At 26.8% G+C, this 24,132-nt stretch carries 25 protein-coding genes and 1 pseudogene; 8 read left to right on the top strand and 18 right to left on the bottom strand.

All coding sequences use genetic code 11. The annotated features are described in order from the left end of the window. Nucleotides 1-179: 179 nt before the first annotated feature. Both JNUCC81_RS05460 and JNUCC81_RS05455 read left to right on the top strand, forming a co-directional pair. Nucleotides 180-452, top strand: coding sequence for a BlaI/MecI/CopY family transcriptional regulator (locus JNUCC81_RS05460; protein WP_454095657.1), 273 nt, complete (start codon nt 180-182; stop codon nt 450-452). 5 nt (nt 453-457) lie between these two features. Then, entirely contained in the window at nt 458-1,717 is a 1,260-nt protein-coding gene (locus JNUCC81_RS05455; RefSeq protein WP_454095656.1) for a M56 family metallopeptidase, read from the top strand. A 186-nt stretch (nt 1,718-1,903) separates the two neighbouring features. On the opposite strand, the gene JNUCC81_RS05450 is transcribed toward JNUCC81_RS05455, so the two are convergent. The 9 genes and pseudogenes from JNUCC81_RS05450 to JNUCC81_RS05410 form a co-directional block, all read right to left on the bottom strand. Further along, nucleotides 1,904-2,524, bottom strand: coding sequence for a hypothetical protein (locus tag JNUCC81_RS05450; protein WP_454095655.1), 621 nt, complete (start codon nt 2,522-2,524; stop codon nt 1,904-1,906). Between the two features lie 99 nt (nt 2,525-2,623). After that, on the bottom strand, nt 2,624-3,814 hold the full coding sequence (gene hydF / locus JNUCC81_RS05445; RefSeq protein ID WP_454095654.1) for a [FeFe] hydrogenase H-cluster maturation GTPase HydF: 1,191 nt from the start codon (nt 3,812-3,814) through the stop codon (nt 2,624-2,626). A 9-nt stretch (nt 3,815-3,823) separates the two neighbouring features. Next, entirely contained in the window at nt 3,824-5,200 is a 1,377-nt protein-coding gene (hydG, locus tag JNUCC81_RS05440) for a [FeFe] hydrogenase H-cluster radical SAM maturase HydG (protein WP_454095653.1), read from the bottom strand. Between the two features lie 17 nt (nt 5,201-5,217). Continuing rightward, nucleotides 5,218-6,267 carry a [FeFe] hydrogenase H-cluster radical SAM maturase HydE gene (hydE, locus tag JNUCC81_RS05435; RefSeq protein WP_454095652.1) on the bottom strand — a complete coding sequence of 350 codons (1,050 nt, stop codon included), beginning with the start codon at nt 6,265-6,267 and terminating at the stop codon, nt 5,218-5,220. A gap of 124 nt (nt 6,268-6,391) precedes the next feature. Beyond that, on the bottom strand, nt 6,392-6,889 hold the full coding sequence (rbr, locus tag JNUCC81_RS05430; RefSeq protein WP_454096374.1) for a rubrerythrin: 498 nt from the start codon (nt 6,887-6,889) through the stop codon (nt 6,392-6,394). Nucleotides 6,890-7,003: 114 nt separating this feature from the next. After that, nucleotides 7,004-8,449 (bottom strand): annotated as a pseudogene (locus JNUCC81_RS05425) ([FeFe] hydrogenase, group A); the annotation flags it as partial. 101 nt (nt 8,450-8,550) lie between these two features. After that, nucleotides 8,551-8,832 (bottom strand): TlpA family protein disulfide reductase, encoded by a 282-nt coding sequence (locus tag JNUCC81_RS05420; protein WP_454095651.1) that lies wholly within the window; start codon nt 8,830-8,832, stop codon nt 8,551-8,553. Nucleotides 8,833-9,013: 181 nt separating this feature from the next. After that, nucleotides 9,014-12,127 carry a beta-galactosidase subunit alpha gene (gene ebgA / locus JNUCC81_RS05415; RefSeq protein ID WP_454095650.1) on the bottom strand — a complete coding sequence of 1,038 codons (3,114 nt, stop codon included), beginning with the start codon at nt 12,125-12,127 and terminating at the stop codon, nt 9,014-9,016. A gap of 150 nt (nt 12,128-12,277) precedes the next feature. Beyond that, nucleotides 12,278-13,753 carry an amino acid permease gene (locus JNUCC81_RS05410; protein ID WP_454095649.1) on the bottom strand — a complete coding sequence of 492 codons (1,476 nt, stop codon included), beginning with the start codon at nt 13,751-13,753 and terminating at the stop codon, nt 12,278-12,280. 384 nt (nt 13,754-14,137) lie between these two features. Here JNUCC81_RS05410 and JNUCC81_RS05405 point away from each other — a divergent pair, with 384 nt between their 5' ends. Continuing rightward, nucleotides 14,138-14,959 (top strand): AraC family transcriptional regulator, encoded by an 822-nt coding sequence (locus JNUCC81_RS05405; protein WP_454095648.1) that lies wholly within the window; start codon nt 14,138-14,140, stop codon nt 14,957-14,959. Between the two features lie 174 nt (nt 14,960-15,133). Here the strand turns inward: JNUCC81_RS05405 and JNUCC81_RS05400 are convergent, their stop codons facing one another. From JNUCC81_RS05400 to JNUCC81_RS05390, 3 genes are all read right to left on the bottom strand, one after another. Continuing rightward, complete coding sequence (locus JNUCC81_RS05400; RefSeq protein ID WP_454095647.1) at nt 15,134-16,333, bottom strand: MFS transporter; 1,200 nt, start codon at nt 16,331-16,333, stop codon at nt 15,134-15,136. 74 nt (nt 16,334-16,407) lie between these two features. After that, nucleotides 16,408-17,229, bottom strand: a complete 822-nt coding sequence (locus JNUCC81_RS05395; protein WP_454095646.1) for a MerR family transcriptional regulator — start codon at nt 17,227-17,229, stop codon at nt 16,408-16,410. Nucleotides 17,230-17,272: 43 nt separating this feature from the next. After that, entirely contained in the window at nt 17,273-18,085 is an 813-nt protein-coding gene (locus JNUCC81_RS05390) for a MerR family transcriptional regulator (protein ID WP_454095645.1), read from the bottom strand. 83 nt (nt 18,086-18,168) lie between these two features. Here JNUCC81_RS05390 and JNUCC81_RS05385 point away from each other — a divergent pair, with 83 nt between their 5' ends. Further along, complete coding sequence (locus tag JNUCC81_RS05385) at nt 18,169-19,524, top strand: MATE family efflux transporter (protein WP_454095644.1); 1,356 nt, start codon at nt 18,169-18,171, stop codon at nt 19,522-19,524. A 91-nt stretch (nt 19,525-19,615) separates the two neighbouring features. Here the strand turns inward: JNUCC81_RS05385 and JNUCC81_RS05380 are convergent, their stop codons facing one another. The 6 genes from JNUCC81_RS05380 to JNUCC81_RS05355 all read right to left on the bottom strand — a co-directional run bounded on the left by JNUCC81_RS05380 (nt 19,616) and on the right by JNUCC81_RS05355 (nt 22,497). Next, on the bottom strand, nt 19,616-19,738 hold the full coding sequence (locus tag JNUCC81_RS05380) for a hypothetical protein (RefSeq protein WP_454095643.1): 123 nt from the start codon (nt 19,736-19,738) through the stop codon (nt 19,616-19,618). Then, complete coding sequence (locus tag JNUCC81_RS05375; protein WP_454095642.1) at nt 19,699-20,043, bottom strand: hypothetical protein; 345 nt, start codon at nt 20,041-20,043, stop codon at nt 19,699-19,701. The genes JNUCC81_RS05380 and JNUCC81_RS05375 overlap by 40 nt, the downstream gene beginning before the upstream one ends. Nucleotides 20,044-20,050: 7 nt before the next feature. Then, complete coding sequence (locus JNUCC81_RS05370) at nt 20,051-20,935, bottom strand: hypothetical protein (RefSeq protein ID WP_454095641.1); 885 nt, start codon at nt 20,933-20,935, stop codon at nt 20,051-20,053. 258 nt (nt 20,936-21,193) lie between these two features. Further along, nucleotides 21,194-21,661 carry a hypothetical protein gene (locus tag JNUCC81_RS05365; RefSeq protein WP_454095640.1) on the bottom strand — a complete coding sequence of 156 codons (468 nt, stop codon included), beginning with the start codon at nt 21,659-21,661 and terminating at the stop codon, nt 21,194-21,196. 147 nt (nt 21,662-21,808) lie between these two features. Further along, complete coding sequence (locus tag JNUCC81_RS05360; RefSeq protein WP_454095639.1) at nt 21,809-22,066, bottom strand: hypothetical protein; 258 nt, start codon at nt 22,064-22,066, stop codon at nt 21,809-21,811. Between the two features lie 173 nt (nt 22,067-22,239). Then, nucleotides 22,240-22,497, bottom strand: a complete 258-nt coding sequence (locus JNUCC81_RS05355) for a Mor transcription activator family protein (RefSeq protein ID WP_454095638.1) — start codon at nt 22,495-22,497, stop codon at nt 22,240-22,242. Nucleotides 22,498-22,678: 181 nt separating this feature from the next. Between JNUCC81_RS05355 and JNUCC81_RS05350 the strand changes: the two genes are divergently transcribed. The 4 genes from JNUCC81_RS05350 (at nt 22,679) to JNUCC81_RS05335 (ending at nt 24,120) form a co-directional block, all read left to right on the top strand. Next, entirely contained in the window at nt 22,679-22,900 is a 222-nt protein-coding gene (locus JNUCC81_RS05350; protein WP_454095637.1) for a DUF1659 domain-containing protein, read from the top strand. A 100-nt stretch (nt 22,901-23,000) separates the two neighbouring features. Then, a complete protein-coding gene (locus JNUCC81_RS05345; RefSeq protein WP_454095636.1) occupies nt 23,001-23,228 on the top strand; it encodes a DUF2922 domain-containing protein in 228 nt (75 codons plus the stop codon). A gap of 11 nt (nt 23,229-23,239) precedes the next feature. Continuing rightward, a complete protein-coding gene (locus tag JNUCC81_RS05340; RefSeq protein ID WP_208332964.1) occupies nt 23,240-23,392 on the top strand; it encodes a YvrJ family protein in 153 nt (50 codons plus the stop codon). 407 nt (nt 23,393-23,799) lie between these two features. Next, nucleotides 23,800-24,120, top strand: coding sequence for a hypothetical protein (locus tag JNUCC81_RS05335; protein WP_454095635.1), 321 nt, complete (start codon nt 23,800-23,802; stop codon nt 24,118-24,120). The last annotated feature ends 12 nt before the right edge of the window (nt 24,121-24,132 follow it).

Genomic DNA, 24,132 nt, shown 5'->3' with positions numbered 1-24,132 from the left:
GAAAATATGTTGACGGGAAGGCAATTGTCGTACTACACTTTAAGTATAAAGGTAGACAGTTGCCGTAAGAAAGGAAGGTGTTAGATTTGAAAAAAATTCCTAGAACAGAACTTCAAGTTATGAAATACATATGAGCTCAAGAAGAACCTAAGGTAGCGTCTGTTGATATTACAAAATTTATGAATGAAGAGTATAATTGGTCAAAGGGAGCTACATCTAAAACTCTTATGAGACTAGTAGAAAAAGAATTTTTAAAATCAGAAAAAGAAGGTAGACACATCTTTTATTATCAACTCATTAATAGCGAAGAATATCTAAAGTTTGAAACTCAAGACTTCTTTAGCTTTATGCATGACAACTCTTTATCTAGTATGATATCAGCTCTTGATGATTCTAAGGATATATCAGAAGAAGATATTAAAGCCTTAGAAAAATGGATAGAAAGTAGGTAATTACTATGAGCTATGTCATATTTGATATCTTAAAAACAAGTATATATATAAGCATACCAATTATATTAATAGCTTTATTAAAAGATAAAATTCTAAGTAAATATACTTATAAATTAAATTATATACTTTGCATTTTGATAACTTTAAGAATGCTTTTTATATCAAATATAGAAGTATATTTGCCTTTTGAATCTTTAAAAACTCAAAATAATACAACTCTGAAAAGTATATACTACATGAATAATGAAAATAGCAGTTCATTAAATTATGTTAAAATACTATTTGTCATTTGGATATTTGGTACTTTATATGTTATCTTTAGAAATATTTATAAACAAATCATATTTTATAAAAAGATAAAAAATATAGCTTATAAAGTAAGTGATGATAACATAATAAATAGCTTTGAAGAAGAAAAGAAAGCTTTAAATATAAAAAGAAATATTAAAGTATTTAGAGTTGATGGACTTTCTTCACCTGCTTTAATAAATATTTTAAATAGTAAAATAATAATACCTAATAAAGACTATGATAAAGAACAATTAAAGTGGATTTTTAGACATGAGCTAACTCATTTTAAAAGAAAAGATAATTTATTAAAATTATTTTTAATGATTGCTTGTGCAATTCACTGGTTTAATCCATTAATAAAAATACTAAAAATATATTTTCATGAACAATGTGAGCTTTCTTGTGATGAAAAAGTTTTAAAAAAATATGACTTAGATGATATCAAAGAGTATGCTTTCGTGTTAGTTAGCACATTAAGATATAGAAATACTCTAAAATCTAATATGCTTTATTCTCAGTTTAATACTAACCAAATTCATTTAATTAAAAGGAGAGTTGAAGGAATGATGAATTTAAAAAAACGTAAAAAAGGAACACTTATAACACTATTTTTATGTGGTATTTCAACATTATCAATTTTATCATTTAATCTAATCTACAAACAAAATACAGCTTACGCTAACCAATCAGAAATAAACAATGAAATTGATTCAAAATCTAATGAAAATTCTCAAGTAAGACCTAAGATAATAACAGATGAAGAGCTAAAAAATAATCTTAAGAAGGTTAAAAGAAGTGATGTGAAAGATGTAATGGAATTTTACCAAGATAGAAAGTTCGATGAATTGACACAAGAAGAAGTTGATTATGCTATGGATTTTCTACTTACTGGTAAGTGTAAAAGAGTACTAATTGGTTCAGATGTTTCATATTCAATTAACACAGACTCTTTATATAAAGATGGTAATAACTAATATATTTCATATACAATTCAATTAATATATAAAAAGCACTTCTTTAAATAAGGAGTGCTTTTATAGTATTTAAAATAAATAACTTTCTAAAACTAAATTAAAACCTTAACATATAGAATTTTTCAACTGCAAAATATATAACTATGGTTAATTTTATTATAGCAAGATTTATAGATTTTCATATTACTAGATTAACTTGCTTAGCTTACTTATCCACCACTCTCTACTTAAATCCAAGTATCCATTAGGAGTAACTATTATATACTCATCATTAATATCTAATACTTTAGGAACTCCTGTATATACCATATCTAAGTAGAGCTTAAATGGTTTAGATTTTTTATTTAACTTACATTCTAATTCACTAATATATTCAGAAATTTTATTATTACCAATAAATTCATAAAAAGACAGTGCAACTCTACCACCAGCTTGCATATTCCACCAATCAACGAAATGAGGATATGCATTTTTACAACATTCTCTTAACTCAACATATTTAAGTTGTGAAAAATTATTTACATCATACTTTTCTTCAATAAAGCTACACATCTCATCTAAATTAGCATTACTAATTTTTTCATTAATAATGTTATTAAACCATTCGCTCCACTGTATTTTAAGTTTTTCAAGATGCAAATCATCCAATTTTGAAATAAGTATATTAGTCGGCCAACGCTCATTTTCTTCATCAAAGTTTTTGCCATCAATCAAATTATACATACAACCTGTAAATATAACAAAATTTAATAAATCATCCTTTGAAGTAAAAATTGACCATGATTCATTATTACCTTCATACATCATCTGAAACCTCCTTAATTCAGCTTTAAAGCTTTATTTTATTTACTACTTTTAGATTATAACCTAAGTAAATCAAATATTTTGTCGAATAATAAAATAATCCTATCTATCTCTAAATAATTCAATACTTCTATCTAATATTCCTGTAAAGTATGCAATTACTAATCCATAATTAGTTATTGGTATAGTTTTTTGTTTACATTTTTCTATTTTAGTTATTACACTTTTTCTATTAACCATACATGCGCCACAATGTATTACAAAGTCATAGTCTTCTAAATTTTCTATAAAGTCATATCCAACCTTAAAATCAAAATTTAACTTACCTTTTGCTATTTTTTCTAATATATTCGGTATCTTTACTCTTCCTATATCTTCATGGCTTATATTGTGTGTACAACTTTCACATATTAGTATTTTTTGCCCTGGTTTTAAGTCTTTTAGTTTTCTTGCTCCCTCTATAAACTCTCTAAGTTCACCTTTTTGTCTTGCAAATAATATAGAAAAGCTAGTTAGCTTTAAATCTTTAGGTATTATATCTTCAACTTGTTTAAATGCTTGTGAGTCAGTTACAACTAAGTCAATATTATTTAGCTCAGTTATTGCTTCCTTAAGTTCTGTGTCTCTTACTACATATGTTTTTATACCATGATCTAAACAATCTCTAATTACTTGTACTTGTGGAAGTATAATCCTTCCTTTAGGGGCTTCTGAATCTATCGGGACCACTAAAACTACTTTTGATCCATATTCTAGTAAGTCTCCAATTATAGACTTTTCTTCATCTTTTTCAAGAGTGCTTATTAATTTTTCTTTTAATGCATCAATGCTAATATCTTCTTTTACTGATATAAATAATACTTCTTCTGATATTTCTTTTAATTTACTAATTTCATTTTCACTTAATTCATCTAACTTATTTACAACTAAGATATGTTCTAAATTATATTTATCAGCTTTATATTTCCAGGTTTTATAAGTTAATATATCTGGATTTTTTCCATCTAATACATATATAGCTAGATCCATTCTTTTCATATATTCATAACTTTTTTGTATTCTTATATTACCTAGCTCACTTTTATCTTTAAGGCCAGCTGTATCTATTAAAAGAATTGGCCCAAAAGGAATAAGTTCCATTGCCTTTTGAACGGGATCAGTAGTTGTACCTTCTATACTAGATACTAATGATATATCTTGACCTAATATTTTATTCATCAATGATGATTTTCCACTATTAGTATTTCCATATATACCTATATGTTTTCTATTTGCATTTGGAGTGTTATTCATATGTGCCTCCTATATATAAAAATCTCTTTTTCCTAGTTTCATTTTTTCTAAGCTATTTTTTGTATAATCTTTTATATCATCTCTTTTTATATTTTCAACTTCAACTTTTATTATTTCTTGGGCTTTTTCATATAATTCTTTGTCACCATAATCTAATGTAAATTCTTGAAGTGTCATTATAGCATTTGGTTCACATACATATTTTATATTCCCAGACTTTGCAAGTTGCATGAATCTATCTCCAGTTCTACCTTTTCTATAACAAGCTGTGCAATAACTTGGTATATAACCATCATCTAATAGTTCCTTTAAAATTTCAATTGGAGATCTTTCATCATTAGTTTTAAATTGCTTTATATCTCTACCTTCTTCCCTTTCCTTATATCCACCAACGCCAGTTGAAGAACCTGCCGATATTTGGCTTACACCATGGTTTAATAGCTCTTTTCTCATAGATGCCTTTTCTCTAGTTGATAGTATAAGACCTGTGAATGGCAATGCTATTCTAAGTATAGCTACCACTTTTTTAAATGTTTTCTCATCTAATAAATATGGATAATTTTCTAAGTTAACTCCACTTGCTTCTTGAAGTCTTGGTACAGATATAGTATGGAATCCAACACCATATTTCTCTTCTAAATGATTATTATGCATCATTAAACTTAGTACCTCAAATCTTGGATCAGCAAGTCCAAATAAAACTCCCGCACCAACATCATCTATTCCAGCATCCATAGCTCTATCAAAAGATGTTAAATGATAATTATAATCACCTTTTATTGACTTTGGGTGCATTTTATCATAAGTAGGTTTATGATAAGTTTCTTGGAATAAGATGTATGTACCTATCCCTTTCTTATGTAATAATTTATAGTTTTCTACTGTTGTAGCAGCAATATTTACATTTACTCTTCTTATTTCTCCATTTGCATTTTGTGTTTTATATATAGTATCTAAACATTCTAGTGCATAATCTATAGGAGTATTTGCTGGGTCTTCGCCTAACTCTAAAGCTAATCTTTTATGGCCCATCTGTTCTAATATTTTTACTTCTTGAGCAACTTCTTCCATTGTAAGTTTTCTTCTTATAAACTTGTTGTCTCTTTTATATCCACAATAAACACAATTGTTTACGCAATAGTCACTTACATAAAGAGGTGCAAACACAACAACTCTTTTTCCATAAATATCTTTTTTTATATCTCCTGCTAAAGAATATATTTCATTTAAGTCTTTTTCATCTTCTGCTTGAAGCAATATAGCTATTTCTTCATAAGATAAACCTTCTCTTTTCTTAGCTTTTTTAAGTACTGCTTTAATCTCATCATTTGATTGATTTTTAGTTTTTTCTAATATCTCATATATATAGTCGTGATTTATAAACATAACCAAAGCTCCTTTTCTTATTTAATGAAATCTATATTATCTCCTCTATTAACCTCAACTTCGAACCCTAATTCTTTTATTTTTTCTTCTATTAACTTTCTATACTCTGCATCTTCATCTAATATATATGCCTTGTCGTTATATAAAGAATATTTTTTCCTTACACTCATAGGAGATAAATTTGGCATTATTACGTTACCTCCAGCTTCAATCCCTGCATTTCTTCCGTTTTTATCAATACTTGATAAAGCTGTTGTAGCAGGAAGTAGCACCTTTGGTAAAAGTAGCCTTACTATAGATAAACATATTATCGTTTTTTCTAAGCTACCATGACCAAATCCCTTTAGCGGAGTATCTTTATGTGGTATAAAAGGTCCAATTCCACACATTGCAGGCTCAAACTCTTTTACAAATATTAAATCATCAACTAAATCTTCGTCAGTTTGGTTTGGTATTCCAACCATAAATCCAGCTCCAGCTTGATATCCAATTTCTTTTAAATTTTTTAAACAATTAAACCTTTCTTCAAAACGCTCTCCTGGATGTATAGATTCATATAGCTTTTTAGATGCACTTTCATGTCTTAATAAATATCTGTCTGATCCAGCCTCAAATAACTTTTTATAAGATTCATAATTTCTTTCTCCTAATGATAAAGTTATTGCATTTTGAGGAAACTCTTTTTTTATAGCTTTGATAATATCTATTATAATTTCATCACTATAATACATATCTTCTCCACCTTGGAGTACAAAGGTTTTATAACCTAACTCATCTCCTCTTCTTACACACTCTAAAACCTCTTTTATATCTAGCCTATATCTTTGAGCATTCTTATTACTGCGTCTTAGACCACAATACAAACAATCTTTTTTACAGAAACTTGTAAGTTCTATAAGCCCTCTTAAATAAACTTTATTAGAATAATGTTTAAGCCTAGTTTTATGAGCTTTTTCTATGAGTATCTTTTTAGATTCTTCATCAATATTTTTTATAAGATATATAAGTTCTTCTCTTGTCGCATTATTTTCGTTATATAATTTTTCTATTATTTCATTTATATACATGAAATTACTCCTTATAGATTAATATTTGGTGAAGTTTTTAACAAAATAAGCTAGGTAAAATACTTATCTTTCACCTAGCTAAATATATTTTAATAAATAATTATTTAAATTAAATTAATATATATTAATAATTTTCAGTTCTAACCTCAAAAAATCCTTGAGAGTACATACATACTTCACAGCTATCTGGAGCCTTTTTTCCCATAACAAGATGTCCACAATTTAAACATTCCCACATTGTTTCTTCTGTTTTTTCAAATACAGATTTCATATCAACATTGTTTAAAAGTTTACGATACCTTTCTTCATGAGCTTTTTCTATTTTACCTACTAATATAAACTTTTTCGCCAAATCGAAGAACCCTTCCTCTTTAGCATCTTTAGCAAATTTCTCATACATATCTGTCCACTCATAATTTTCACCTTCAGCAGCATGAAGAAGATTTTCACTTGTATTTCCTAAGTAACCTAGTTCTTTAAACCATAACTTAGAATGCTCTCTTTCATTTTCAGCTGTTTTTAAAAATATATGCTGAATTTGTTCATAACCTTCATTCTTAGCTACATTTGCAAAGAAAGTATACTTATTTCTTGCTATTGACTCTCCTGATAGGGCTTCCATTAGATTTTTCTCTGTTTTAGTACCTTTATATTTGTTGCTAGATTCATTTTCTTCGTTTCTTTCTTCTACCTTAACAAAAACTGTTGAAGGTTGTTTACATATAGGACATACAAATCCATCCTCTAATTCTCCCTCATGTATATAACCACATATTGAACAACTGTATTTAACTAATATATTCATTTTTTCTCCTCCTAAATTTTTACTTTTATCACTATAAACTGTATGTAACATTTTTTTAGCTAAATTGCTTAATGGATTACCATAGAACTCCTCATATAGTGCTTTTATTTCTTCATTTTCATGGCTCAGTCTTAATTTCATTTCAGAATCTCTTTTATAAAGTCCATTTATACGTTTTTCTCTAAGAGAGTCTCCTTTAAATTTAGTATCCTTTGGTTGTCCACCACCACCAATACATCCAGCTGGACAGGTCATTACTTCAACAAAATGATATTGTTTTTTTCCACTTTGCATTTCATTTATAAATTTAGATACATTTTTTGTTCCATAAATTACTGCAATATTTATATCAATATCATTTATTTTTAAAGTAGCTTCACGTACACCATCCATACCTCTAACATCTTTTAAATTGTAAAATTCTTTTGGTGGGTTTTCATTCGTTATATATGAATATGCTGTTCTTAATGCAGCTTCCATAACACCACCAGTATTAGCAAATATAACTCCTGCACCAGAGGATTCCCCCATTAACTTATCATAGCTACTATCTTCTAAACTACTAAAATCAATATTTTTCTCTTTAGACCACAAAGCTAATTCTCTTGTAGTTATGACATAATCCATATCACGCATTTCCTCAATATTATTATATTCAGCAGATGCGTTCATTTCTTCTCTTTGAATTTCATATTTTTTAGCAGTGCAAGGTGTGACAGCCACATTGATAATTTTTAGTGGGTCTATTCCCATCTTTTTTGCAAAATATGTTTTTATAGTTGGTCCTTGCATTCCAATTGGACTCTTTACTGAAGATATATGATCTAATATATCTGGGTGAAACGTTTCAGCATATTTTACCCATGCTGGACAACAACTAGTAAATTGAGGTAACGGCTTTTCTTTATTTTGTACCCTATCCAATAGCTCACTTGCTTCCTCCATAATTGTTAAGTCTGCAGCAAAGTTTGTATCCAGAACATAACTTGCACCAAGTTTACGTAATAGTGAGACCATCTTACCTTCGACGAAGCTACCGTCTTGCATTCCAAATTCTTCACCTAGAGAAACTCTGACAGCTGGTGATGTAGAAAATATAACTATTTTGTCTTTGCTTTGAATAATAGATTCTACTTCTTTATAGTCGTATATTTCTGTAATACTTGATGTTGGACATACATTTGCACATTGCCCACAATCAATACATACAGCAACATCATTTGTATTCTCTAATGAATAATTCCCATTTACTCCTATGTAATCTGTACAGATATTTTTACATAAACCACATTTTATACATTTTTCCTCATCTCGGCATATTGAATAACTATCAGCTTCAATAGCTACACGAATATCTGTTGATAAATGTTTACTCATTTTATATCCCCCCTTCTTTTTGTTTTAATAATAGTAATAGTTACTATTATTATTTTATAGTTTATATTATATATTTTTTTATGTCAATATTAATTTTAAATCTAACTAATATATATTTTATTTGTAATAATATTAGCTTGATTTAAATTAAGGATAATATTAACAATCATTATTGCAATTAGGGAGTACTTTACTAATTCAAAAGAAGCTAAAATAAAACAAGATTTATTATTACTTTTAGCAAAATTAAATCTATAGTCTGTTCCTACATCTGCACATATTGAATTTATATTAATATCCTTTGGTAAACCTTTATAAAGTTTTTCAATCTCTGGCATTTCTTCTATACAAGGACCACACCCTGTGTTCCCTATATTTATCATTATTAATTTATACTTACTAAATATATCTGAAGTAATTTCTTGGCTTTAATCTTGTTTTTGAACATAAAAATCTACTTTGACCATTTCTCCAACGACATACAAATCAGGTAAAATATAATTTACTTATATATAAAAAAGCCTAGTATTACAGATTCAACCACTGTAATACTAGGCTTTTAACTTATGCCATTACTAAATTTTTTTCTTTATCAGTTATATAATCTAATACTAATTCTTCCCTAGCTACTGCTAAATCAGAAATTTCTTTATTATTATATATACTAAACTTAAATCCTAAGTTAAACTCTTCAAATTTACATCTGTACTTATCTAGTTGCCATTGTCCACAAGAGTTTGTTCCTACTCCATTTTGCTTGTAGTCAATATTAAATACTATATAATCTCTTTTCTCTAAATCTATTGTGTGTTTTGCATATTCTAAATCAGTATCTTCATAATATGATGCACTAAAATCTAGTTTATCATTAGCTACTGCCATTACTGACATTCCTCTATCATCACTTAATCTTACCCAAGAACAATCACTTCTGTTTCCATTTTCTTGAGGCTTAACATAATTTGTAAATAGCCCATCTACACTGTTTTCATATACTCCAAATAAGTTGCATTCTTTAGTATCAGCGTAAGATTCTCCTGGGCCTCTACCTTTATATTTAACATTATCTAAGTTTTTATTAACTTTAAGTTTTAATCCTATCCTAGGTAACATTTCTGGTGCAGTTTCAATTCTTCCACTTGGAATTCCGGATACATTTACTAATATATCTCCACTACCTAAAACAGTATATTCATAAGTTGACTTGTAATGCCATGCAGAGTTTGTGCTTCCATTTATTGTTTCAACTTTAAATAATAACATGTTTTCTTTTTCTTCATAAGAAACATTTGTAACTACCTCATGCATTAAGTGCATAAAATACTTTTTCTTATAGTCTTCAACTACATACATATCATTATCTATCGGAGCTCTCCAGAAGTTTAGTCTTGGACCTTCTTCAACCAATAAATAATCATCTTTACTTATTTCTAGAATATTACCTCTTACTAAGTCAAATACTACTTTAAAGTTTTCTCCTTTAGCCGTTAATTTGCAATGTTCTTTTATAATTTCTAAACTTCCTTTTGGAGTTACTTTAATCTTTTCAGTTACTATTGGCAATTCAAATTGTGCTGTTGCAAGTTCATGACCTGCCTCACACCAAGAAGTATCTTCTCTTAATACATAAGATATATTTAGGTAATAAGTTGCCCCTGGTGTTTTTGCAAAATCTAAGTTATATGGTAATTTAATCTCTGCTTCACTTCTACCAGTTATTGATGGCATTGGTATTCTAGAAGAACTTATAATCTTATCATCTTCTTTTATACTGTAAACTAAATCTAAGCAATCTAAGTTTTTAAAGTCATATCTATTTATTACTTTTATTAATCCTTTTTCTAAATCAACAACATGAGTTTCAGCTGGTTCTATAACTTTTTTATATTCTAATAATCCTGGAGATACACTTCTATCTGGCATTATAAGTCCATCTATGCAGAAATTTATATTACTTGGGTCATCTCCAAAATCTCCTCCGTATTTATAGTAAGTTTCTCCATTTTCTCCTTTACTTTCTATACCATGGTCAAACCATTCCCATATAAATCCACCTTGTAATTTATCATAAGCATAGAATAAATCTTGATATTCTCTAAGATTTCCCGGGCCATTTCCCATCGCATGACAGTATTCACATAGTATATGAGGCTTCTTAATATCATTTATTACCTTATCCATTAATAATTTACTATCATGTTCTAACCAAGTGTACATTGTACTATAAACTTCTGACACTGGCCCTTCACTTTCATCAACATTAAAATCGCCCTCATAATGAACAAGTCTTGTCGGATCCATTTCTTTAGCCTTAGATGCCATTGCTTTAAAATTGCATCCAAATGCTGATTCATTTCCAAGTGACCACATTAATATACATGGATGGTTTTTATCTCTTGCTATCATTCTAGTCATTCTATTTACATAAGATTTTTCCCAAGCCGGATCATCACTTATCCATTTATAATCTCCTGTAAGTTCAAATCCATGACACTCAAGGTCTGTTTCATCTATTACATACATTCCATATTCATCACATAAATCGTATATATAATGAGAATTTGGATAATGAGCTGTTCTTATTGCATTTATATTATGTTGTTTCATTAATAATATATCTTTTATCATCTCTTCTTTAGCTACAACTCTTCCGTTTTTAGGGTTGTAGTCATGTCTATTTACACCTTTAAATTTAATAGCAACGCCATTTACTAAGAATACTTCACCTTTTAACTCAATTTTTCTAAATCCAACCTTTTGAGGTATTACTTGAATTAATTTATCATCTTCATAAACTGATACTAATAAAGTGTATAAGTTTGGTTCTTCTGCATTCCATTTTAAAGGATTAATTACTTCTTTAGAGTAATTAACTTCTCCATTTTGAGCTTTTGTAAAATCTTCAAATACTATATTTTGATTTGTATCTAATAATTCAAATTTTACATTGTGATTATTAGTTTTTCTAAATTTTAAATCTATATTTAAAGTAGCATCTTTGTATTCACTATCTAAATCAGTAACTATTTTTATATCTTTTACTCCACAAACAGGTTCAGTGTACAATTCTACATCTCTAAATATACCACTTAGCCACCACATATCTTGGTCTTCTAAATATGTACCATCTGACCATTGATATACGCGAACACAACATTCATTTTCTCCTAATTTTACCCAATCAGTTATATCAAATTCAGCTTGAATTCTAGCACCTTTACTGTATCCTACTTCTACTCCATTTATCCATACGTTGTATGATGAATCAACACCATTAAACTTAAGTATTACTCTTTCTCCTAACCAAGATTTATCTATATTAAACTTTCTTTTATATATTCCAGTTGGGTTTTCTGTTGGAACATATGGAGGATTTATTGGGAAGTTATACCATAAATCTGAGTAATGCATTTTTCCATATCCTTGTAATTGCCAGTTACCTGGAACTAATATATTATCCCATGAGTCACTATTAAAATCTTCTTTGAAAAATCCTTCTGGTGAATACTCTGGAGCATCTAAAAATAAAAACTTCCAGCTACCATTTAAATTTTTAAAATTATGAGTGTATTTATTTTCCCCAAGTAATGCTAGTTCTCTAGATTCAAAACTTTGAAAATGAGCTCTTTCCTCTAATCTGTTAACCCCATCAATACTAATATTTTCCCATAGCTTCATAGTCCTAATCTCTCCTTATTTATATTATTTAACAAAGATTTATCTATTTTTAAATAAAGGACCTAATTAAAATACTTATGTTTAGGTCCTCTAATTTATACTATTTTGAGCCACATGTGGGCGAATCATTTTGAGCCACGTGTGGGCGAATCATTTTGCTTCTATTAATTCATTTGCCACATCTTTTCCAACCTTGTTTTCATATTTCTTCCAACATATTAATGCAAATCCTAAAAATATTACTAATCCTAATACGTTATATACTAAAACAAATATTGGATTAGCAGAGCCTTCTGCTAAAGTTCCATTTAAATAAGCCATTATATCTGTTGGTGAAGGTATTGAAGATATTACAAATACAAAACTAAATAATACAAGTAATAATACTCCTATTCCTATACCAAAACCTCTTGAACCTACTTTGAAATCCCTTTTTACAGTATTTTCTTTTTTAGCTCTTAGAACAATATATCCAACTAAGAAGAATAATACTGGAATTAAAGATGTTGACGCTGTCATGTTTATTAATATTTCAAGTAAAGTATCAACTGAACCTATTCCAAGTGCTGGTATTATTAAAAGTACTGTTACTATCATTGCTTGAAGATAAAGTGCATTAATTGGATTTCCTTGATTATCAGTTTTAGCTACCCATTTTCCAAATATACCTTCTGGTATCTCAGAGAATAATACCTTAACTGGTGCTGCTGTCCAAAGTACTAATGAACCTAAACTTGCAAGTAACATTATAAATCCAACTATATTTGTTATTATATTTCCTATTCCATAATGAGAACCTAGCAATATGAATGAATCAAATAATCCATTTGAAAAGTTTCCATGTAGTGTTGACTCTGGAACTACTATTCCAACTGCTGCTGCCCCTAATGCATAAAGCGTTCCTACAAGTAATGTTGAAATTAGCATCGTTTTTATAAATGCCTTGTTTCCACCCTTAACGTCTTTTATATAAACTCCTATACTTTCAGCACCACCTACTGCTTGAAGTACCCATGCTAATACCATAAAGTATTTCCAGTCAAATTTTGGTGACATAGTTTGTGCACTAAATTCTTGTGCTGGTGCTTTTCCTAAGAATAATATTACTCCAAAAGATAAAACTATAAATCCAATTCCAAGTACCATTCTAGCTGCCCCTGATAAGCTTGTAATTTTAGATACCCAAGCTACCCCTTTAGTTGATATTATTGTTACTCCCCAGAAAAGTATTATTGATAATATTGAAATTAAAACAGTTTTTCCATCAAATACATTTTTTCCAACTAATGCGTAAGATGCATATATTAAAGTTTTTGGAAGTAATGATGTAAAGAAAAACAAGTTAACAAAGAAATACGACCATGAACCTAAAAATGCCCACTTTGCTCCTAATGAAGTTTTTATCCAACTATTAATCCCCGACTCTGAATTTGAATTTGCAGATGCAAACTCTCCTATCATTAATGCAAATGGGAAAAAGTAAAATATTGTTCCAAATAAATAAGATGGTACAGTAGCTAAACCAATGTTTACACTACTATCAATAATATTTCCAAATGAAAACACTGCTGTAAATGTCATAAGCATTAAAGCACTTGAACTAAGACTTCCCCTTTTTTCACTCATAATAATCTCCTTATTAATCATTGTATTTTTGTTACATAAATAAATCTTAAAAACACAAAATAAATTTAAAAATAATAATGGCTAAAACTAAACAAAATACATTTAAAATTATAAACTCTCCCTAGTATCCCTTTATTTCATATATTTCCCTTTAGTTAAACGTTTTCTTGACACTTTAATAATATACTTTTAATATTATCTTATCAATACAGTAATGTTGCAATGATTTGTATTATTGTTGCATATTAAAAGTTGACAATCATTAGTAATCTTTCTACAATCAAATTATAAAACTTGATTTTATATAATGATTTAAATTAACATTATTTAAATTATCTACAAGTTAGGTGTGTTACTTAATCTTATATTATAGGAGGGGTTATTATGGAAAAATTCGGCATCTTTTCTACAGATTCAAAGCCTAGTAGTGAACTTTATATTTATGAATGTGGATTTGAACATTGTGCTCCTAGAGAGCCTTATCAATATGAACAAATAGATTATTATCTACTTCATTACATACTAGAAGGGGAAGGTCTTTTCTTTATGGACGGTAAAGTTCATCATTTAAAAAAGGGAGATGGATTTTTTATACCACCTTTTACCGATAATAACTATTACCCTTTAACTGATAATCCTTGGGTATATAGATGGATTGGAATTAATGGCACACAGGCACAAGAACTTTTATCTTTATGCGGATTTAGAGATGGAAACTTTATATTCAATTATACAAAAGATGATAAAATAGATAATTATTTTAAAAATATTTATGAAAGTTGTACTTCAAATAATCTCTTTGAAGCTTTAGGATATTTATACCAATTTTTATCAACTTTGATGAAAGAACATTCAACATCTTATCAAAGTTCTAGCATTCCATCTAAGGTTTATATATCTAAATCAATAGAATTTATAAAAGAAAATTACACTAAAAATATATCTGTATCTGATATTTCTGATTATTTGAATATTGATAGAAGTCATTTTTTCAAAATTTTCAAGAAAGATATGATGATAAGTCCTCAAGATTACATAATTAATTATAAAATCAAACAAGCTTGTGATTTACTTAGAAAAAGTAGTTATTCTGTATCAGAAATTAGTAGCTTGGTAGGATTTTCTTCTCCTTCTTATTTCTCAAAGACTTTTAAGAAGAATATGGACACTAGCCCTATTAAATATAAAGAATTGTTTATAAAATAGTAAAATTCGCTTAGCCTGAGCCACGTATGCGCGAATTAATTTATAATCCCTTAGTATAGAAAAAGAGTTATATTTAAACGCTTCAAAACATTTAAATATAACTCTTTTTATCTTATTAGTTTTAAATTGGTAGCTACATTTCATTTAGTTTATCTTGTATTTAATCTATTTAAACTAGTCTTTTATGTCATTTAACAATCCTTTTTTACTAGCATTGTATAAAAGATAAGAACATAGTGCAAATGATACACTTCCTATACTAAAGGCAACTACTATAGATGAAACTTTTACAATTATTCCTGATAATAAAGTTCCTATCATTATTCCAAGATACATAACTGTAGAAGTTAATCCATTTACTTTACCTAGATATTCTTGATCTGTCGTTTTAGTTATAAGAGCCATAACATATCCACTTAATAATCCTCCTATAACATTATCTATAAATTGAAGTGACATAGTTAACCATGGAATTGTAGAGTATCCTTCAAAAAATACTGTAAAAGCAAATACTCCCATAAGCATATATAGTATTTTCATATTATTTAATTTTTTTGATATAGCTATATAAATACCTCCACCTACAATAACTCCAACACCTGCTATTCCTGAAAAGAATTGATAAAATCTTTCATCAAGTCCAAGTCTTTGTGTAACTAAAAATATATCTAAATTATTAGCTATTCCAATTGCAAATGATAGTATTAAAAACATCTTAGTAAATACTGCTAAAACCGGCTTTTGCTTTAAGTATTTAAATGTAAGTCTAGCATCATCTAGCAAACCTTCACTCTCAATTTTTGAAAATTCTTTATTAGGTAATGTAAATATTAAAGCTATTGATATTAAAAATAATATAGCTATTATAATAATGGTTTTATCCATTCCAAATGTAAAATAAAAATGTGACCCTATAAAAGGTCCTATAACACAAAATAAAGATCCTAATAATTGAGAAATTCCTATTGCTCCTTCAATATCTTCTTCATCTACATACTCTTTAAAATATTTTTGAGATGCTGGATAAGAAAACTGTGTTACAATAGCAGAGATTAATGTTGCTATAAATATAGCACCTATATAACCATTTTTAATAAACAAACCTAGTATTATAAAAGATATAAAGCTAAAGAAATCTCCTAATAACATTAATCTTTTAGGATTGTATTTATCAGCTATTATACCTCCTATAAATGTTAATAAAAACATTGGTAAAAATTCTACAAAATTTAATGATGATATAGCAAGTGGATCTCCATTGGTAGCATCCATAATAAAAAACATTATTGCGATATTTCTTATCCATATAGCTGCTTGTTGTATAATATCAGTAATTAGTATTGTTACAAATACTCTATTTTTAATTAAATTCATTTTCTTCCTCCTTAAGTTACCTCGCTTATTTACTATTCTAAACAGTAGAGTAACTCCAAGGTCAATATATATTTTTAAACTTTTAACTTTATATTTACAAAATATGTTTCATCGTCATTTCTCTTAGGTAAATAAAATTCATAACTAACATAAGCTATATTATTTTTTTCACATTTAAAATATTTATTAAGTAAAATTATATAATCATTTATTTCATTTATTGTTCCATAAAAATTAGTAGTAACAAACTTACCACTTACATTTTTTCTTACAAATCCTATCTTATCTTCTTTTAAATACCTTTGTATTAAGCTTATATTATTTTCATTTTCTTTTATAAAAGCCATAGTTTCATCTTCTTCTATAGCTTCATTTTCTAATATATTGTAAATGTAAATATAAGCCTCTTCATTTAAATGGACTAACTCTTTTTCAATTGTCACTTCATCTTTTTTATATAAATCTGAATTTAGTACAATTTTAGTATCAAATCCATAAATATTAAAGTTTTCATCAATTATTTTAAGTTTACTAAAATCATATTCATTATCAAAGTTTATTATTTTATCTAATATTTCTTTGCTATTATGTATAATTTCTTGCAATCCTTCTAATTCTTTTATTTTTCTTTTAATTATTTCTTCTTCTCTTATTACTAAATTTTTATACTCTTTTACATCTTCACTTTCTATAGTTCTTTTAATGTCCGCTAAAGATATTCCTAAATACTTTATTGCAAGGATTAATCCTAGCTTTTCTAAATGTTTTAATAAATAGTATCTATATCCATTGTTTTTATCTACTTCAGGAGTCAAAATTCCTATTTTATCATAATATCTTAATGTATCTTTACTTATATCAAAAATTTTACTTACTTGTCCTATTGAAAGTTTCATTTATTTTCATCCTTTTCAGTTTTTACGATTTTATATAGATTCTCTATTTTTCATAGCTTACATTTATAGATATTTTTATAATATAGTCATCAATATTTTTCGCTACCACTTCATCAAATATTACATTTTCATAGGAATTTCCAACTATACAAAGATTATTATCTTCAATAAACTTTATCAACTTTTTATATAAAATATAAGTTTTATCATAATAGCCTCTCTTATACCCAACTACATATAGCCCTTTAGGCTTTACAATTATATTTTTATTAACTGTATCTTTATTAACCTTAGTGTAATAATAACTATAATCAGTATAATCCTCATTGTATATACTCTCTTTACTTATAATAACTCCAACTGGATAGCCTATATATAAATCTTTTCTATAACAATAATCTAAATGGTCTATATAACAATTTAAATCATAAGGCTCCTCACTATTATTTACTGGTCTACTAAGTAATAGATATTCATCTTCTTGTTCTTCAATTATTATATCATTATTAAAATTCTTACCTTCTTTAATAATGTTAATTTTGTTAAAGAGCATTTCTTGCTTTCTTCTTAGATTTTTTATTTCATTTTCAATTTCTTCATATTCATAACTAAAAAGTTCTAAAATATTTTCTGGATTTCTATTATCCATAAAAGTTTTGATTTCCTTAAGAGGCATACCAATATCTTTTAAAGTCCATATGACATTGAATAAGTCTAGTTGACTCTGCGCGTAGTATCTATAACCATTCTCCTCTACTTTTTCAGGTTTAAACAATCCTATTTCATCATAATGAAATAAAGTTTTTTTATTAATTTTAAATAGTTTGGCAAATTCGCCAGTAGAAAAATATCTCATTTTTTATTCTCCTTATTGACTATCCCGTAACGGGATACCTTATTATATATTAAAGAAATAGATATATCAAGGAGGACATTATAATGAGTAGTTCATTAAATAATAATATAACTTTAAAATCTTTAATTAAATTTACTTTACCAACTGTTATTATGATGGTATTTTTTTCGCTAAGTACAATTATAGATGGGATATTTTTATCTAGATATGTTGGAGCAAATGCATTATCTGCATCTAATATAGTTTACCCTGTAATAAATATTTTAATAGGTATAAGCGTTATGTTTGCTACTGGAGGAAATGCTATTGTAGCAAAATATATGGGGGAAGGTAAAAGTCAGGAAGCTAAGGAAACTTTTACACTTATTACATTAAGTGCATTAGCAACTGGAATTATAGTTGCTCTAATATCTGTAGTATTTATAAAAGATATAATATATACTTTAGGTGCAACAGATAGTTTATATAAAAATTGTTTTGATTATCTGATTGTATTTTTAATATTTGCACCAGCTTTAATATTAAAGTTATTTTTTGATTATTTCTTAGTTACAGCAGGAGTACCAAAGTTAGGTCTGATAAGTTCAGTATCTGGCGGTGTAATGAATATGATTTTAGACTATTTATTTATAGTTGTATTTGATATGGGTGCATTAGGAGCAGCTCTTGCTACTTGTATGAGTTACGCAATTCCTGCTATCGTTGGAATAATTTATTTTTCAAGAAAAAGTAATATATTATGCTTTACAAAGCCTAAATTTGATATGAAATTAATTTTAAATAGCTGTATGAATGGTTCTTCAGAAATGGTAACTCAAATGTCAGGTGCAGTTACAACATTTTTATATAATATAGCTATGATGAAACTTTTAGGTGAAGATGGTGTAGCTTCTATCACAATAATACTTTATATGCAATTTTTATTAAACTCAGCTTATATAGGATTTACTTCAGGTGTATCACCTCGTATAAGCTATAATTATGGTAGTAAAGATGAAGTTCAGATAAAAAAATTAGTAAAATATAGTTTCACAATTATATCTGTATTTGCAATCTTTATATTTATATCATCTAGATTTTTCTCAGATACTATAATAGGTGTGTTCTCTCCAAAAGGAAGTAGCTTATATAATATAGCGTCAAATGGATTTATGATATTTTCATTTAACTTCTTAGTTGTTGGTATGAATGTTTTTACATCTGGGATGTTTACAGCTTTTGCAAATGGTAAGGTATCTGCACTACTTTCCATTCTTAGAACTTTTGTGTTATTTACTATAGGTATTATGATTTTGCCAAAGTCTCTAGGTGTGAATGGTATTTGGATGGTTGTTCCATTTGCTGAATTTACAACTTTAATGGTTTCTATGATATTTATAAATAAATATAAACAGGTATATATGTATGGTAAAAATGATACAAGTTTAGATTTAGCATAATTAGTTGAAAGTTATGTCTATTTAAACTAAAAATATGAAAAAATGGCTACCTAAAAATGATTTTCCTAATCATTTTTAGGTAGCCCCTTTTTTACATTAAATTTAGTTGTATCTCTAAAAGTTCTATTTTCTCGTCCCAACTTATATCCATATATATTATATCTAATATTTGAATTATTCTATTTTGTACTGATTTATTTTCCATAAAATCCATAATCTCAACTCCTTTATTTGGAGTATATCCAATTTTACAGATTTTATATAATTAATAATTTTTTTATTCTTATAAAACATCCTTGCATAAATTGCCAATGCTACTACAATCATAAATCTTATGTAGTTTGCAAATATAACATAATGTTCTTGTTTTTCAAATAATTGATACTGATAAAAACTTCTAAATAGTTCCTCTACACCCGAAATTATTAATAGCGGTAGTAAATACAATACACCCATTAATATTAAACCTATTATTCCTAGGCTTACTACTTTCTTTATATCTTTATCTTCTGCTTTCATACTACTTTTATATCCCCCTTTGTCTAACTAACTTGCTAACTATTTTTCCTTGTTCTTTTAAACTACTATTTTTCTTCCATAATTGAATACCTGAGTCACCATCTTTATAATAGCATAAAGATACTTCATAAGATTCATTATCTTCTAGTAATATATCTTGACACTTACCTTCTTTTTCATTATAAACAATATTCATATTTAAACCATCTTTTGAGTATAAGTAAAGAGATAAATCAGTATTTTCATCACTATAATCATCTGATTTTTTAAGTTTGTTACTTTCTAAAATATTTTCTATATCAGATAAACTCATTTTACTGTCATCTTCTATACTTTGTGCAATTTTATAATAAACTTCATATATATCACTTATTTCTTTTTTGCCATTTATTATATTAACTAATTTCTTTTGTTCTTCTACTGATTCTGGATAAACACCAATATTTAAAGTACCTGCTTCATCACCATAATTTGCATAATAAACATTTAGATATATATCATCAGCATTTTCTTTATTTAAAATATAACTTACAGAATCTATTTTGTCTAAATTTTCTTCTTTGTTATTTTTATCTAAATAAGATACCTCAAAAACTTCATTGTCATTTTTAAAGCTGTAATTACTTGTATTATAAGATTTTTGAGTATTTCCATTTTCATCTTGAGAATCAACTAAAACTGAAGCACCTTTTATTTTTTCAAATTTTAATTCTTTAAGGTTACTTACCAATTCTTTAGAGTTTACTTTATTATTATTCATATCTTTATCTACAACTTCAAAATATGTATTTTGTAATTGCGATAGGTTATTTTGTACTTTACCACAACCAGCCATACTTGCTCCTAATAAACCTAGACCTATAACATATAGTAAATATTTTTTGATTTTCACTGTTATCCTCCTATTTTTAATATTTGTTTTATAAATAGTCAAGATACTTAAAATGAGTTATGCCTTATTATCTTCATTAAGCGTATAAATTATAACTAGGTATAATAAAAGCCAAGTATGATAAATCATTCTCGGCTTTATTTTTTATCTAAAAGTATATTTAATTATATATATTCTATTTTATTATTAATTAACCTCTTTCTGTAAAATATCAAAATATATTTTTATTCTAATTTTTATAATTATATATTAAAGCTACTATTTAATAATCATTTTAATTAGTTCCGGTCTAACAAACTGAAGTATAGCCCCTAGTATAATAATAGCAAGTAATAGTACTTTATATCCTATTTTTATATTAATATTAATAATAGTAATTATTAAACTAATAGCTATATACACTATAGTAGCTAATATTGATAATATAACTATCGCTATTGCTATCATTGGAACTGACGTACTTTTTATAAAAATTGATAAAATTTCCGCTATAATAGGCGATAAAATTCCTAATGTAATATTTATAATTCCTATATTTTTAAGTATCTTAGAATACTTTTTTCTAATTTTTATAATATCTTTCTTTTTAAATATTTTACTATCCTCAACACTAAGTTCATGTTTTAAAGATAATGATTTTCCAAACCATAAACAAACTAAACCATCTATTATTTGAAGTAAAATAATTCCACACATCATTGCCCACATTGTCCTGTCTGTGTTCACACGTCTTCCTCCTTTAAATTTATATACTTTATTTTATACGTCACTTAATTGTAAAATCTTACCACATATTATTTATATTGTCATTATAATAATATTTCAAAAGGCATAATAAAAACCAAGTATGAAAATCATTCTTGGCTTTATTAATTATTTTCTCTTTTTAGATTTCTTTTTCTTTTTACCATGAGCTTTCTTATCAGCTTTTGCTTGCATTTTAGCCTCTTCTATTTCTTTTCTTTCAGCTTTAATTTTTTCATTTTCTCTATATGCTATAAAAAAGTCAATTGCACTTACTAGAAGTGTTGTCCATGCTATAGGGCTTTTATTAATAAAGCTTACTATCGCTGATATAAGGAAAACTACCCCTATTATAATCCAAAAATTTCTATTTTTTGTTGAAACCATTCTGTCTACCTCCTATATGTCTAATTATCAAACGTTAATAATTACTATTATAACCCATATATTTCATAATTTTTAAAATTTCTCTAAAAATTCACTTCGCTCATATCGCCAATTACCTACAAACCATGTCCGTTGCTCAAGCTTAGAGTATAAAGAAATATAAATTTCTATATCTATAACCCACATTCATTTACTATTCTCTTAACATGATTAACACAAATTCCATATTCAGTTGAAAGTTGATTTGCATTTACTCCATTATATCTTTTTACTATTTCCCTATTTCTACTATTTCTAATTGTGCTTTTATATGTAGGTATGTAAACATTATTACCTCCATACATTTTAGTGATTTCTAAAAATTTTTCTTCTCCAACAATTTCAAATAATAAATCTAACTTATCACAAATATCTTTAGCTTTTATTTTCATAAATATTCCTCCTATTAACCCTTTAATATAACTACATCTTTAATTTAATATTATATAAATTCAACCAATATTTAAAGTAAAGTACCTAACAATAAATCTTTGAAAAAACATTGCACACTTTAGTTTAAACTACAAGTTTGTTCTAGGTAGTACTCTATAGATATAGAAAGGAGGTGAGAAAATGACAATAGTATCAACTAAAAATCCCTCTGGATTAAAACTTAAGTTTGACTGTGGTAAAGGTGAAAATGGTAAGTCAATAGTAAAAATTAAAACTTACTCAAATGTAAGAGCTAATGCTACAGTTGAAGATGTTTACGAAGTTGGAGCTTCTTTAGCATCACTTCAAGAACACACATTAGTAGAAGTTTTTAAAATTGACTCTACTTCTATATCAGAATAGTTATTTGTATTAAGCAAATATTGATGTTGAATTTAATGCAAATACTAATAATGGTACTTTAATTTTAAATAATAATATTTCTAGATAGGAGGATAAATTTATGGAAACTAAAATTAAATTAATAATGTCTTTTAAAGCTAATGATGATAAAAAAGTAGCAATATCAGTTGATAACCCAAGAACTGATTTAACTGAGGAAGAAATAAAAACTGCTATGGAACTTATAGTTTTAAAGAATATATTTGCACCAAATGGAGCATCTTTAGCTACTTTAGTTGAAGCAAAAGTTGTTCAAACTGATACTACTGAATACGATTTAGCTTTATAGTAGGTGTTAATATGGATGCTAATATACAAACACTAGTTGCTAATGTAGGATTTCCAATAGCCTTATCAATGTACTTACTTATAAGGATTGAAGGAAAGTTAACACATTTAACAGATAGTATTAATGAACTTTCTAAAAACATAGTATATGTAAAAAAGAATTAAAAATTATATAAGGCATGAGCTTGATATTAAAATCAACTCATGCCTTTTTATTATATATATCTATTTTATTTATAATATAGCTTATTTTAGTCCATAATTTATATAGTTTAATCCATTTATAATAAATATTATTTTAATTATGATAAAATTTTCTATAATTAAAATAGTATTTAACAAGGAGCATTTTATGAAAAATTTTTATTTTAAAATTTATATTAAAATAATGAATATAATCGGAAAAGTCTTACCATCATTTGAAAACTTTACTTATTATCATTGAGAATAATATAAAAAATAGCATAAAGATTCTAAATAGTTTAAAATCAAAAATGTAAATCTATAAATAGGAAAATATATATTTATTGCTATAGCAACTAAAGAAAATTATTTGAAAGGAGGATATTATTATGGAATACGCTTGGTTGAACCCAGCAAGTATAGTGTTTGGGTTAATTGCATGGATACTTCCTTTTATTAATCTTACAAAACAGAATAAATCAGCTAACAAGAACTGGGCTATTTTTTCTATAGCTAGTATTAGTGCATGTTCTATTTCCCTATGTATGCAAATTTTCTATACTAATCATTTAGTTAATATAGAAGATTTTGTGGCAATTATGGATACTTTTAGTGTAATAGCTTCTACATCAGCATTTCTTCTTGTCAGTACAATTGTACTTAATGCTATTACTTGCGTTGTATATTATGGAAATAAAACTCAAAATTAGCAAACTATATAA

It is taken from the genome of Faecalimicrobium sp. JNUCC 81, from assembly GCF_053667625.1.
This window is presented reverse-complemented; position numbering and strand designations above follow the sequence as displayed.

Bases quoted from the DNA above. Each gene is read 5' to 3' on its own strand.
- JNUCC81_RS05460 (WP_454095657.1), top strand. From the start codon at position 180: ATGAATGAAGAGTATAATTGGTCAAAGGGAGCTACATCTAAAACTCTT.
- JNUCC81_RS05455 (WP_454095656.1), top strand. From the start codon at position 458: ATGAGCTATGTCATATTTGATATCTTAAAAACAAGTATATATATAAGC.
- JNUCC81_RS05450 (WP_454095655.1), bottom strand. From the start codon at position 2,524: ATGATGTATGAAGGTAATAATGAATCATGGTCAATTTTTACTTCAAAG.
- hydF (WP_454095654.1), bottom strand. From the start codon at position 3,814: ATGAATAACACTCCAAATGCAAATAGAAAACATATAGGTATATATGGA.
- hydG (WP_454095653.1), bottom strand. From the start codon at position 5,200: ATGTTTATAAATCACGACTATATATATGAGATATTAGAAAAAACTAAA.
- hydE (WP_454095652.1), bottom strand. From the start codon at position 6,267: ATGTATATAAATGAAATAATAGAAAAATTATATAACGAAAATAATGCG.
- rbr (WP_454096374.1), bottom strand. From the start codon at position 6,889: ATGGAAGCCCTATCAGGAGAGTCAATAGCAAGAAATAAGTATACTTTC.
- JNUCC81_RS05420 (WP_454095651.1), bottom strand. From the start codon at position 8,832: ATGATAAATATAGGGAACACAGGGTGTGGTCCTTGTATAGAAGAAATG.
- ebgA (WP_454095650.1), bottom strand. From the start codon at position 12,127: ATGAAGCTATGGGAAAATATTAGTATTGATGGGGTTAACAGATTAGAG.
- JNUCC81_RS05410 (WP_454095649.1), bottom strand. From the start codon at position 13,753: ATGAGTGAAAAAAGGGGAAGTCTTAGTTCAAGTGCTTTAATGCTTATG.
- JNUCC81_RS05405 (WP_454095648.1), top strand. From the start codon at position 14,138: ATGGAAAAATTCGGCATCTTTTCTACAGATTCAAAGCCTAGTAGTGAA.
- JNUCC81_RS05400 (WP_454095647.1), bottom strand. From the start codon at position 16,333: ATGAATTTAATTAAAAATAGAGTATTTGTAACAATACTAATTACTGAT.
- JNUCC81_RS05395 (WP_454095646.1), bottom strand. From the start codon at position 17,229: ATGAAACTTTCAATAGGACAAGTAAGTAAAATTTTTGATATAAGTAAA.
- JNUCC81_RS05390 (WP_454095645.1), bottom strand. From the start codon at position 18,085: ATGAGATATTTTTCTACTGGCGAATTTGCCAAACTATTTAAAATTAAT.
- JNUCC81_RS05385 (WP_454095644.1), top strand. From the start codon at position 18,169: ATGAGTAGTTCATTAAATAATAATATAACTTTAAAATCTTTAATTAAA.
- JNUCC81_RS05380 (WP_454095643.1), bottom strand. From the start codon at position 19,738: ATGGATTTTATGGAAAATAAATCAGTACAAAATAGAATAATTCAAATA.
- JNUCC81_RS05375 (WP_454095642.1), bottom strand. From the start codon at position 20,043: ATGAAAGCAGAAGATAAAGATATAAAGAAAGTAGTAAGCCTAGGAATA.
- JNUCC81_RS05360 (WP_454095639.1), bottom strand. From the start codon at position 22,066: ATGGTTTCAACAAAAAATAGAAATTTTTGGATTATAATAGGGGTAGTT.
- JNUCC81_RS05355 (WP_454095638.1), bottom strand. From the start codon at position 22,497: ATGAAAATAAAAGCTAAAGATATTTGTGATAAGTTAGATTTATTATTT.
- JNUCC81_RS05350 (WP_454095637.1), top strand. From the start codon at position 22,679: ATGACAATAGTATCAACTAAAAATCCCTCTGGATTAAAACTTAAGTTT.
- JNUCC81_RS05345 (WP_454095636.1), top strand. From the start codon at position 23,001: ATGGAAACTAAAATTAAATTAATAATGTCTTTTAAAGCTAATGATGAT.
- JNUCC81_RS05340 (WP_208332964.1), top strand. From the start codon at position 23,240: ATGGATGCTAATATACAAACACTAGTTGCTAATGTAGGATTTCCAATA.
- JNUCC81_RS05335 (WP_454095635.1), top strand. From the start codon at position 23,800: ATGGAATACGCTTGGTTGAACCCAGCAAGTATAGTGTTTGGGTTAATT.